9 protein-coding genes and 1 other annotated feature are annotated in these 9,795 nt (G+C 55.5%); of the genes, 4 read left to right on the top strand and 5 right to left on the bottom strand.

Annotation, left to right across the window (positions count from 1 at the left end):
* From dnaX to ACW14G_RS20955, 3 genes are all read right to left on the bottom strand, one after another.
* Positions 1-1,343: DNA polymerase III subunit gamma/tau (gene dnaX, locus ACW14G_RS20945; RefSeq protein WP_455648764.1), on the bottom strand; the 1,343-nt coding region annotated here is incomplete at its 3' end.
* Positions 15-79 (bottom strand) — a sequence feature (DnaX frameshifting element). (Overlaps the previous gene by 65 nt.)
* A gap of 92 nt (positions 1,344-1,435) precedes the next feature.
* Positions 1,436-1,987, bottom strand: a complete 552-nt coding sequence (apt, locus tag ACW14G_RS20950; RefSeq protein ID WP_052283817.1) for an adenine phosphoribosyltransferase — start codon at positions 1,985-1,987, stop codon at positions 1,436-1,438.
* 149 nt (positions 1,988-2,136) lie between these two features.
* On the bottom strand, positions 2,137-2,514 hold the full coding sequence (locus ACW14G_RS20955; protein ID WP_163445957.1) for a DUF454 family protein: 378 nt from the start codon (positions 2,512-2,514) through the stop codon (positions 2,137-2,139).
* A gap of 67 nt (positions 2,515-2,581) precedes the next feature.
* Between ACW14G_RS20955 and priC the strand changes: the two genes are divergently transcribed.
* From priC to ACW14G_RS20970, 3 genes are all read left to right on the top strand, one after another.
* Positions 2,582-3,109: a primosomal replication protein N'' gene (gene priC, locus ACW14G_RS20960; protein ID WP_163445956.1), complete on the top strand. Its 528-nt coding sequence runs from the start codon at positions 2,582-2,584 to the stop codon at positions 3,107-3,109.
* Positions 3,110-3,119: 10 nt separating this feature from the next.
* Positions 3,120-3,278 carry a pleiotropic regulatory protein RsmS gene (rsmS, locus tag ACW14G_RS20965; protein WP_167576466.1) on the top strand — a complete coding sequence of 53 codons (159 nt, stop codon included), beginning with the start codon at positions 3,120-3,122 and terminating at the stop codon, positions 3,276-3,278.
* 82 nt (positions 3,279-3,360) lie between these two features.
* Positions 3,361-4,260 carry an Rpn family recombination-promoting nuclease/putative transposase gene (locus ACW14G_RS20970; RefSeq protein ID WP_249022205.1) on the top strand — a complete coding sequence of 300 codons (900 nt, stop codon included), beginning with the start codon at positions 3,361-3,363 and terminating at the stop codon, positions 4,258-4,260.
* A 31-nt stretch (positions 4,261-4,291) separates the two neighbouring features.
* Here ACW14G_RS20970 and mscK read toward each other — a convergent pair whose 3' ends face one another.
* Positions 4,292-7,642, bottom strand: coding sequence for a mechanosensitive channel MscK (gene mscK, locus ACW14G_RS20975; RefSeq protein WP_163445954.1), 3,351 nt, complete (start codon positions 7,640-7,642; stop codon positions 4,292-4,294).
* A gap of 126 nt (positions 7,643-7,768) precedes the next feature.
* Positions 7,769-8,413 carry a multidrug efflux transporter transcriptional repressor AcrR gene (acrR, locus tag ACW14G_RS20980; protein ID WP_249022206.1) on the bottom strand — a complete coding sequence of 215 codons (645 nt, stop codon included), beginning with the start codon at positions 8,411-8,413 and terminating at the stop codon, positions 7,769-7,771.
* Positions 8,414-8,554: 141 nt separating this feature from the next.
* Between acrR and acrA the strand changes: the two genes are divergently transcribed.
* Positions 8,555-9,751, top strand: a complete 1,197-nt coding sequence (gene acrA / locus ACW14G_RS20985) for a multidrug efflux RND transporter periplasmic adaptor subunit AcrA (RefSeq protein WP_163445952.1) — start codon at positions 8,555-8,557, stop codon at positions 9,749-9,751.
* The last annotated feature ends 44 nt before the right edge of the window (positions 9,752-9,795 follow it).

Consider the following 9,795-nt stretch of genomic DNA (forward strand, 5'->3'; position numbering starts at 1 on the left):
TCCAGCGCAGCGTTATTCACCGGCCGCGCGCGGGAAGCGGCTGCCGGTTCACTCTTTTTTGGGGTGGTTGCTCCCTGACTGCTTTGCTGCAACTGACGTCGCGCGGCCAGCACCTGATTGGTGGACTCTGGCAGCGGCGCGGCCGCTGGCGGCGGCGTCATCGGCGCGGCAGAAGGCATGGGCGCAGGCTGTTGCGTCACCGGGGCATAGGCAGGCGCAAACGTCTGCTGCGGCCTTTCCGGCTCCGGCAGCGGCGCATTCGGATGAAATGCCAATGCGCGCAGCAGCGTCATTTCAATGCCCATGCGGCGATCCGGCGCGAACGGCAGCTCTTTGCGGCCAATCAGCAACGTTTGATAGTACAGCTGTACGTCGGTGGGCGGCACGGTACGCGCAAGGTTGCGCATCCGTTGTTCAATCGCCGCCATATCGCTGCCCAGCGCCGCAGGCGACAGCTGAACCATGGCAATCCGGTGCAGCAGACTCTGCATTTCAACCAGCAGCGCCTCCCAGTCGACGCCGCGCAGCGCGGCATCGTTAACCAGTTCCATCGTCCGCTCGCCATTCGCGGCCACCAGCGCTTCAATCAGCGACAGCGCCTGGTCGTCATCCAGCGTGCCAAGCATTTCGCTGACGGAGACGGTTGTCAGCTGGCCTTCGCCGCTGGCAATCGCCTGATCGGTGAGGCTTAACGCATCGCGCAGGCTGCCGTCCGCCGCACGCGCCAGCAGCTGCAGGGCGCGAGGCTCGTGGACGATATGCTCTTCGTCGAGGATATGCTCAAGCTGATGGCGAATCTGCTCAACGTCGAGCGCCTTGAGGTGGAACTGAAGACAGCGCGAGAGAATGGTCACCGGCAATTTTTGCGGATCGGTGGTCGCCAGCAGGAATTTGACGTGCGCAGGCGGCTCCTCCAGCGTCTTCAACAGGGCGTTGAAGCTGTGGCGGGAGAGCATGTGCACTTCGTCGATCAGATAGACCTTAAAGCGCCCGCGCGCAGGCGCGTACTGGACGTTATCCAGCAGGTCGCGGGTATCTTCGACTTTGGTTCGCGAGGCGGCGTCAATCTCAATTAAATCGACGAAACGCCCCTGCTCAATTTCACGGCAGTTATCACACACGCCGCAAGGCGTGGCGGTAATGCCGGTTTCGCAGTTCAGCCCCTTCGCCAGTAAGCGGGCGATAGAGGTTTTCCCGACGCCACGGGTGCCGGAAAAGAGATATGCGTGATGAATGCGCCCTAACGATAAGCCGTTCGCCAGTGCGGTCAGCACATGTTCCTGGCCGACGACGTCAGCAAAGGTTTGTGGGCGCCATTTTCGGGCTAAGACCTGATAACTCATTGGCAGGCTCTGAAACGCTGGAAGGTGGATTCACGAAGGGATAATGCTACCACAGCCCCGCCGGATCGGCGAGGCTATGTATCGGGAAATGCTTAGTGCCCCGGGAAATTCACCAGGCTGTAGCTGGTGATGCCCTGTTTTTCCAGGCGCTGTTCGCCGCCCAGATCGAACAGGTTGATGATGAAGGCCGCATCGTGCACTTCGCCACCCAGACGACGGATCAGTTTCACCGTCGCTTCAATGGTCCCGCCGGTTGCCAGCAGATCGTCGACCACCAGCACTTTGTCGCCCGGCTTGATCGCGTCAACGTGGATTTCCAGCTGATCGGTGCCGTACTCCAGCTCGTAGCTTTCGGCGATGGTTTCACGCGGCAGCTTGCGTGGTTTACGCACCGGGACAAAACCTACGCCCATTGCCAGCGCGACCGGCGCGCCAAACAGGAAACCACGCGCTTCGGTACCCACGACTTTGGTGATACCGGCGTCTTTGTACTTCTCGACCAGCAGTTCAATGCTGAGCGCGTAGGCTTTCGGGTCTTCCAGTAAGCTGGTGACATCGCGGAAAAGAATGCCAGGTTTCGGATAATCCTGGATGCTCTGGATGCTGTTCTTCAGATATTCAAGCTGCTGTGCAGTTGCGGTCATAGGTTTGTGCCTGATTGAAACAGTGTTACTCAAGGCGAGCAAAATGGGCTAAAAGTTACATTTGATTAACTTTTAACCAGGCGCGCCTGTGCTCGAAAACGCCAGAATTTACTGGCAAGCTCGCAGAATTGCAACACCATTAATGCGGTTCACGGCTTTTGTTGCTCTGCATCAACGACGGGAATTCGCCATAAAAAAATCAACAATCCGCAGAGGATGACCAGCAGCAGTAGACGAACCCACAGCAAATTGACCAGCCACAGCGAAACAGCAAAGGTCAACAAAATCACCGCGATGGCGCGCGGCTTCGCGCCCGGCGGCATAGCTTTGTAACGCTGCCAGTGGCGCAGATAGCCGCCAAACCAGGAGCGATACAGCAGCCAGTTATGAAAACGCGGCGACGAGCGGGCAAAGCACCAGGCGGCCAGCAGAATAAACGGCGTGGTGGGCAACAGCGGCAGCACAACGCCGATTGTGCCGAGGGCTACCGCCAGCCAGCCAATAATGATTAGAATAGTACGCTGCATAATGCGAATCGTTATCAAATGAGCATGCTACTGTAGCATAGCCGATAACAAGAAAACGGAGAATCCGGTGAAAACGGCCCTGCTTTTACAAACGCTGGAACAACAGCTTGCGCGTCTGCAGGCGCGTATCGCGCCGCTTTCCGCGCACGCCACGCTGAGCGCCCGCTTTGACCGTCAGTTGTTCCAGACGCGCAGCACCCAAATGCAGGCCTATCTTGATGAGGCGAACGCCCATTTTCAGGAGTTAAAGCACGCCGTCGAGCAGCAACAACTGCCACAGGTTGCCTGGCTTGCTGAACGCCTTGCGGCGCAAATTGAAGCCATCAATCGGGAAAGCGAAGCCTGGTCGCTGCGCGTGTGGGACAGCGCCTCGCCGGGGTTACGTCGCTGGCAGCGTAAGCGGCTGGAAACACAGGAGTTTGAGCGTCGTCTGCTGGAGATGAAGCAGCAGCGCCAGCAGCAGTATCAGCAGGCGACCACGCTCGACGATCAACAGCGTCTGGCCCGCGAAATTACCGCCTTTGACGGTCGCCTTGCCCGCTGCCGTCAGGCGCTGGAAGAAATAGAACGAGTGCTGGCGCGCATCACGCGCTAAAGGAGAAAGTATGTCGCTGGAAAACGCGCCCGATGACGTCAAGCTGGCGGTCGATTTAATAGAACTGCTGGAGAGCAACCAAATCGCCCCGGAAATTGTGCTAAGCGCGCTGGAGATGGTGCGCAAAGATTACCTCAACAAGTTAAAAAACGCGGAAGACGCCTCGTAAAACGGCGATCGGGCAGCTGCGGTTACGTCATCGTCTGTGGCAGATTTCTCGCCATCGACGGGCAATGCGATGACGGAACATCATGGATATCTTTTCAACAACACCGCATGACGCAATTTTTAAACAGCTCTTACGCCACAAAGCGATAGCGCTCGATTTTTTACAGGTGCATCTTCCCCAGGCGCTTTTATCGCGCTGTAATCTGGCGACGCTACGGTTGACCTCCAGCAGCTTCGTGGAAGAGAGCCTGCGTGCCAGTCATTCTGATATTCTCTACTCGCTGCAGACCTGTGACGGCCCCGGCTATATCTATGTGCTGATCGAACACCAGAGCACAACGGATAAGCTGATGCCCTTTCGCCTGATGCGCTATGCCATCGCCGCCATGCAGCAGCATCTCGACGCGGGTCACGATACCCTACCGCTGGTTATCCCCATGCTCTTTTATCACGGCAGCACCAGCCCATGGCCGTTTCATCTGAACTGGCTTGCGCTATTTGCCGATCCCGAGATAGCAACCCGTTTGTACACGCAGGATTTCCCGCTGATTGATATAACCGTCGTACCAGATAGCGAAATTATGACCCACCGCAGGATGGCGATGCTGGAATTACTGTTAAAACATATTCGCCAGCGCGATCTGGCTACCTTACAGGAGCAACTGGGCGCGCTACTGGTTGAAAATTGGTTAACCGCACCACAGTTAAAGGCGCTGATTAGTTATATGCTGCAGTCAGGCCGCTCACAGCAAAAGGAGAAGCTCATGTCGACACTGGGAGAATATTCGCCACAGCACGAGGAACAGTTGATGACAATTGCGGAATGGCTTGCCGAAAAAGGACGTAAGCAAGGCGAAGCCATGGGCCGTCGGGAGGAAGCGTTTAAAATTGCCCACAATATGTTAAACGCAGGACTATCCATCACGCTGATTACCCAGCTAACCGGTTTAAGCGCCGAAGACCTGGCTACCACCACAGAATAAAAAAGGGCGACCCGTGTCGCCCCTTCTGCTCTCAATCGGCAATCATATCCTTGCCGTCATTTTTACTATCGCGCTTCACTTCCGTCACTTCATCGCCCTTCTCATTGTGCAGATGCACTTCCAGCTGGTTGAAGGCGATATTGATGTCGTTTTCGCGGCACAGGCGGTCGATGGTGCGGTTCAGCTCATCGACGGTGTAGCTACGGTCGCGCAGTTCACGCACGTACAGACGCAGTTCGTGATCCAGCGTGCTGGCACCAAAAGCGGTAAAGAAGACCGACGGCTCCGGATCGTGCATCACCTTCGGATGCTCCATCGCCGCTTTCAGCAGCACCTCTTTCACTTTGGTCAGATCCGATCCATAAGCCACGCCAAGGCGGATCACCACGCGGGTGATGGTATCGCTGAGCGACCAGTTGATCAGACGTTCGGTGACAAACGCTTTGTTCGGGATGATCACCTCTTTGCGATCGAAATCAGTAATGGTCGTCGCGCGGATGCGGATCTTGCTAACCGTCCCGGAGAAGGTGCCGATCGTCACCGTATCGCCAATGCGAACCGGACGTTCAAACAGAATAATCAGGCCGGAGACGAAGTTACCGAAAATCTCCTGCAAACCAAAACCAAGACCTACCGACAGCGCGGCGGCCAGCCACTGCAGTTTATCCCACGACACGCCCAGCGAGCCGAACACGGTCATCGCCCCGACGGCGATAATCACGTAGTTCAGAATCGTGGTGATGGCGTAGGAGGCCCCCTGACGCATGTTCAGCCGCGAAAGCACCAGCACTTCCAGAAGACCTGGTAAGTTACGGATCAGCGCCCACGCCACCATCGAGGCGATAATGGCGAACAGCAGGCTGCCCATGGTGACGCTTTTCACCACGCTCGCCCCGGCTTCGGTGCCGTTGTAATGCCACAGGGTGATGCTGTCCAGATAGCTAAAGACGGTAATTAAGTCTGACCAGATAGCCCAGAACATCACGCCAAACAGCGCAATCATCACCAGCATGGTAATACGCAGCGTCTGCTGGTTGATCTGCTCCAGCGCGATCGCCGGTTCTTCCTGCGGTTCGGCGCCTTCGGCCCCCTCTTTCACCATATTCTGCCGACGCGCGACCGCACGACGGTATGCGATGCGTCGCGCCGCGACGCTCAGGCCGCGAAGCACGGTCTGGTAGAGCAGGTTCCAGAAGATCACCAGATAAACGGTTTCAATCCAGCGGCCAGAGAGGCGCAGCGTGGTGTAGAAATAACCGGTAGCGGTCAGCACCATCAGGCCGACCGGCACCAACGCCAGCACGGTCATGGTGATCAGGCGCAGGCTGTGTGATTCTTTATCGCGCCAGCTTTCGCGGCACATTGGCCACATCAGCGTCGCAATCACCAGCAGGTTAAGGAAAATCACGAACTGCCCCAGCACGTCGTCCATCAGGTTCAGCGGCGAAAGCTCGGACACCACCGACCAGAAGTGCAGCGGCAGCAGCGCCAGGCTGATGCGCACAATCTGCCGACGCCAGTGGCTGGTTAGCTGTTCCGGCATATTGAAGTGGCGTACGGCAACGCCGTTTTTCTCCAGCACCTTCCAGCACAGACCAAACACCAGCCAGAAAATCGCCAGCTTTTTACTGAATGCCCACAGCAGCGCGCTGATGTTGAGTTGCATGGTGAGCAAAATCAGGCCAATCGCCAGAATGATCAGCACCACCGGCAGCGCGCGAATGAGATCGATGAGGATAGCCTTCGGCGTATGCAGTTGGCTGTCGTTACGAAGATTACCCACCTGATCGCCGAGCTTGTCCTGATAGCTGCGCAACCACTGTAGCCGCCAGCGAATCAGCCCGGCAATCAGCAGCAGCGGAAGCCCGGCAAGGAAGGCGACAAACACGGCGGGCCACGCTTTCTCCCAGTTTACGGTGATTTTCATCGACTTAAACTGGTCTTTCAGCGCTTCCGGGAAGGACTTAATCCAGTCCCAGTCCATCGGTTTATTGCTGTTAACCCAGAAAATTTGCTGGGTAAGAATGGATTTCAGGCTTTTTGACACGCTCATCAACTGCTGCTGATTGATTTGCAGGTTGATAGCCATCATCAGCTGGGTGCCCAGCTGTTTGTTGATCAGATCCAGCATTTCGCGGCGCGCATCGACAATTTGCAGCAGCGCGTCGTGCACTTCGCTATCCACTTCGCTGCTATGCCCTTCCTCCAGTTTGGCGACGAATTCATCGCTCTGGAACAGGGCATCACGCTGCTGGTTAATCTCAAACTGTTCGAGTCGCAGGTCGGCGATGCGGGTGGTCATATCCTCCAGTTCATCCGCCGACGGCAGCGTCTGCTGCTGTTGATAAAGAATACGCGACAGCAGCAGGCTTCCCTTCAGGACGGCAATCTGCTCTTTTACGTTACGTTCAGATTGCAGCGCGCGGTCGAGCCAGGTTTTCACCTTGATGTTCTGTTGCACCAGTTGGTTGCCGCTTTCGGTGGCGGTAATCAACTTCTGGCTTAACTGATGGTTAACTTCCAGCTCCTGCTTCACCAGCGGATTGCCCTGAATGCGGGCGGTCTCTTCCGGCGAGGCGTTTTCAGCGGCGGTTTTTTCCGTCAGCGTCAGGCGCTTGCTGTTCACCGCTTCCTGCAGCAGTTGAAGCTGGTGCTCCAGACGCGTACTGTAAGCGGTCACGTAGTCACGTTGTTTTTGCAGGGTATCCTGCAAAGAGGTATTGCTGGCGAGGCTTTTACGCTGTAGCTCAATTTCGGCGTCGAGCAGCGTTTTCTGCACCTGTAGCATCGTCTGCTGGGTCGGCCGCAGCCCGTCCCCGACGGTGTTCGCGTTCAGGCTGTTTCGCACCTGCAGCAGTTGCTGCGAGGCTGAGTTCATGGCGTTCTGTACGCGCTCTGGCTGGGTTTGCAGCGAAACCAGCTGGCTGTTGTAAGTGGCAAGGTCGTTTTGCGCATTTTGCAAATCGTCAACGGCCTGCGAGACGCGAGCTTCCAGCTGGCGCAAGGACAGCGTGCTCAACGTTTTTCGCGTTTCTTCATCACTATCAACGTCGCTCAGCGCATTGAGATTATCGGTGGCCTGGCGCAGCTTGAGCGGAGCTTGATCCACCTGTTTTTGCAGCGCCGCGGTTTCCGCCTTCACGTTGTCGATTTTATCCAGCAGCTGCAGAGTCTCCGTGAGGTCCTGCTGAACCAGTTTTTCCTGCGGCGTCAGGTCTTTCTTGTTATTCAACGCCGATAGCTGATCCTGGACATCGGCGCGGTCAGGAATATCGCTACCGTTGAGCGCGCGCGCCTGCGCCGTGGCTAACGAGAAAAGAAAGCAGACAATAATAATGAAAAATGCGGAAATCGTGGCCCGAGGGCGGATATTATGCAGCATAATTTTAACATGAGTGGTTGCTAAAGCCGGTGAAAAACCGGGGATAAATGCCTGCGCAGAATAGCACTTCTGGCTACAGGCGAAAAGTCGCAGAATCCAGGATTATTCCTGGTAATTAAGGAAGGTTCAGGCCGGCGTCTCGCCGCGCAGCGTCGGGCAAAATTGGTACATCTCGAGCAGGATGGCGACATAAGCCTGCGCCTCTGCCCGTAGGTCGAACGAGCTTGGAGCAAACAGCCAGTTTTCCATCAGCCCGGAAATATAGCTGCGGGTGAGAATAGCCGCGCGGCGACTGAGCAAATTAGCCGGTAAGACGTTGGCTGCCACACAGTCATTTAACGTCTGTTCAATGCGATCGTAACTTTCTAAACATAAATTACGCTGTGCCTGTTGCACTACGGCCATTTCACCGACAAACTCACATTTGTGAAAAATGATTTCCATCATCAGACGTCGGCGCTCTTCGAGCACGGTAGCTTCGAGAATGTAAACCAGGATTTCCCTCAATACTGAGAGTGGATCCCCCGGGAATTTTGCCCGATACTCAATCTCAAGATCGCTGATGCTGGATTCTGATAACGCCCAGATTTCATTAAACAGATCCGACTTATCCTTAAAGTGCCAGTAGATTGCCCCACGCGTCACCCCAGCCGCTTTTGCAATCTCGGCGAGTGAAGTAGATGATACCCCCTGCTGTGAGAACAACCGTAGGGCAACATCCAGTATGTGCTGACGCGTAGCTTGCGCTTGTTCTTTGGTTTTTCGTGCCATAGGTCGGTGAATTTACAGAGGTTAGATTTACATACATTTGTGAATGTATGTACCATAGCACGACGATAATATAAACGCAGCAATGGGTTTATTGGCTTTAAGCCATTGATCAATTTGAAATCGGACACTCGAGGTTTACATATGAACAAAAACAGAGGGTTAACGCCTCTGGCGGTCGTTCTGATGCTCTCAGGCAGCTTAGCGCTAACAGGATGTGACGACAAACCAGCTCAGCAAGGAGCACAACATATGCCAGAAGTTGGCGTTGTGACGCTCAAATCTGAACCTCTTGTAATCACGACAGAATTACCGGGACGTACCAGCGCCTTCCGTATCGCGGAAGTTCGTCCGCAGGTCAGCGGTATTATTCTGAAGCGCAACTTTATCGAAGGTGGCGAAATCACAGCGGGCGAATCGCTGTATCAGATTGATCCGGCAACTTACCAGGCGTCTTATGAAAGTGCGAAAGGTGATTTAGCGAAAGCCGAAGCGGCAGCGAACATCGCCAAACTGACCGTCAGCCGTTACTCTAAACTGCTGGGTACTCAGTACATCAGTAAACAGGATTACGATACCGCCCTGGCCGATGCCCAACAGGCTAACGCCGCCGTTGTCGCCGCAAAAGCCGCCGTAGAAACCGCGCGTATCAACCTGGCTTACACCAAAGTCACCTCGCCTATCAGCGGACGCATTGGTAAGTCTTCGGTCACCGAAGGCGCGCTGGTACAGAACGGGCAAACCACCGCGCTGGCCACCGTTCAGCAGTTGGACCCTATCTATGTTGACGTTACGCAGTCCAGCAACGACTTCCTGCGCCTGAAGCAGGAGCTGGCGGATGGCAAACTGAAACAAGAAAACGGCAAAGCGAAAGTGGATCTGGTGACCAACGACGGCATCAAATATCCGCAGAGCGGCACCTTAGAGTTCTCTGACGTGACCGTTGACCAGACGACCGGTTCTATCACGCTGCGCGCGATCTTCCCGAACCCAGATCATACGCTTCTGCCGGGCATGTTCGTGCGTGCGCGTCTGGAAGAAGGTACCAACCCGACTGCGCTGCTGGTGCCTCAGCAGGGTGTCACCCGTACGCCACGTGGCGACGCGAGTGCGCTGGTTATCGGTGAAGGCGATAAAGTTGAAACCCGCCAGATTGTTGCGACCCAGGCCATTGGCGATAAATGGCTGGTGACCGAAGGTCTGAAAGATGGCGATCGCGTCATCATCAGCGGTCTGCAAAAAGTGAAACCTGGCGTGCAGGTAAAAGCCCAGGAAGTCACTTCTGACGATAAACAGCAAGCCGCAGCGGGCGCTGCTCAGTCAGAACAATCCAAGTCTTAACTTAAACAGGAGCCGTTAAGACATGCCTAATTTCTTTATCGATC

The sequence above is a fragment of the Kluyvera sp. genome (assembly GCF_965301105.1).

Excerpts from the sequence above, each read along its gene's own strand:
- ACW14G_RS20955 (WP_163445957.1), bottom strand. The coding sequence starts at position 2,514 with ATGCAGCGTACTATTCTAATCATTATTGGCTGGCTGGCGGTAGCCCTC.
- mscK (WP_163445954.1), bottom strand. The coding sequence starts at position 7,642 with ATGCTGCATAATATCCGCCCTCGGGCCACGATTTCCGCATTTTTCATT.
- ACW14G_RS20970 (WP_249022205.1), top strand. The coding sequence starts at position 3,361 with ATGGATATCTTTTCAACAACACCGCATGACGCAATTTTTAAACAGCTC.
- rsmS (WP_167576466.1), top strand. The coding sequence starts at position 3,120 with ATGTCGCTGGAAAACGCGCCCGATGACGTCAAGCTGGCGGTCGATTTA.
- apt (WP_052283817.1), bottom strand. The coding sequence starts at position 1,987 with ATGACCGCAACTGCACAGCAGCTTGAATATCTGAAGAACAGCATCCAG.
- acrR (WP_249022206.1), bottom strand. The coding sequence starts at position 8,413 with ATGGCACGAAAAACCAAAGAACAAGCGCAAGCTACGCGTCAGCACATA.
- acrA (WP_163445952.1), top strand. The coding sequence starts at position 8,555 with ATGAACAAAAACAGAGGGTTAACGCCTCTGGCGGTCGTTCTGATGCTC.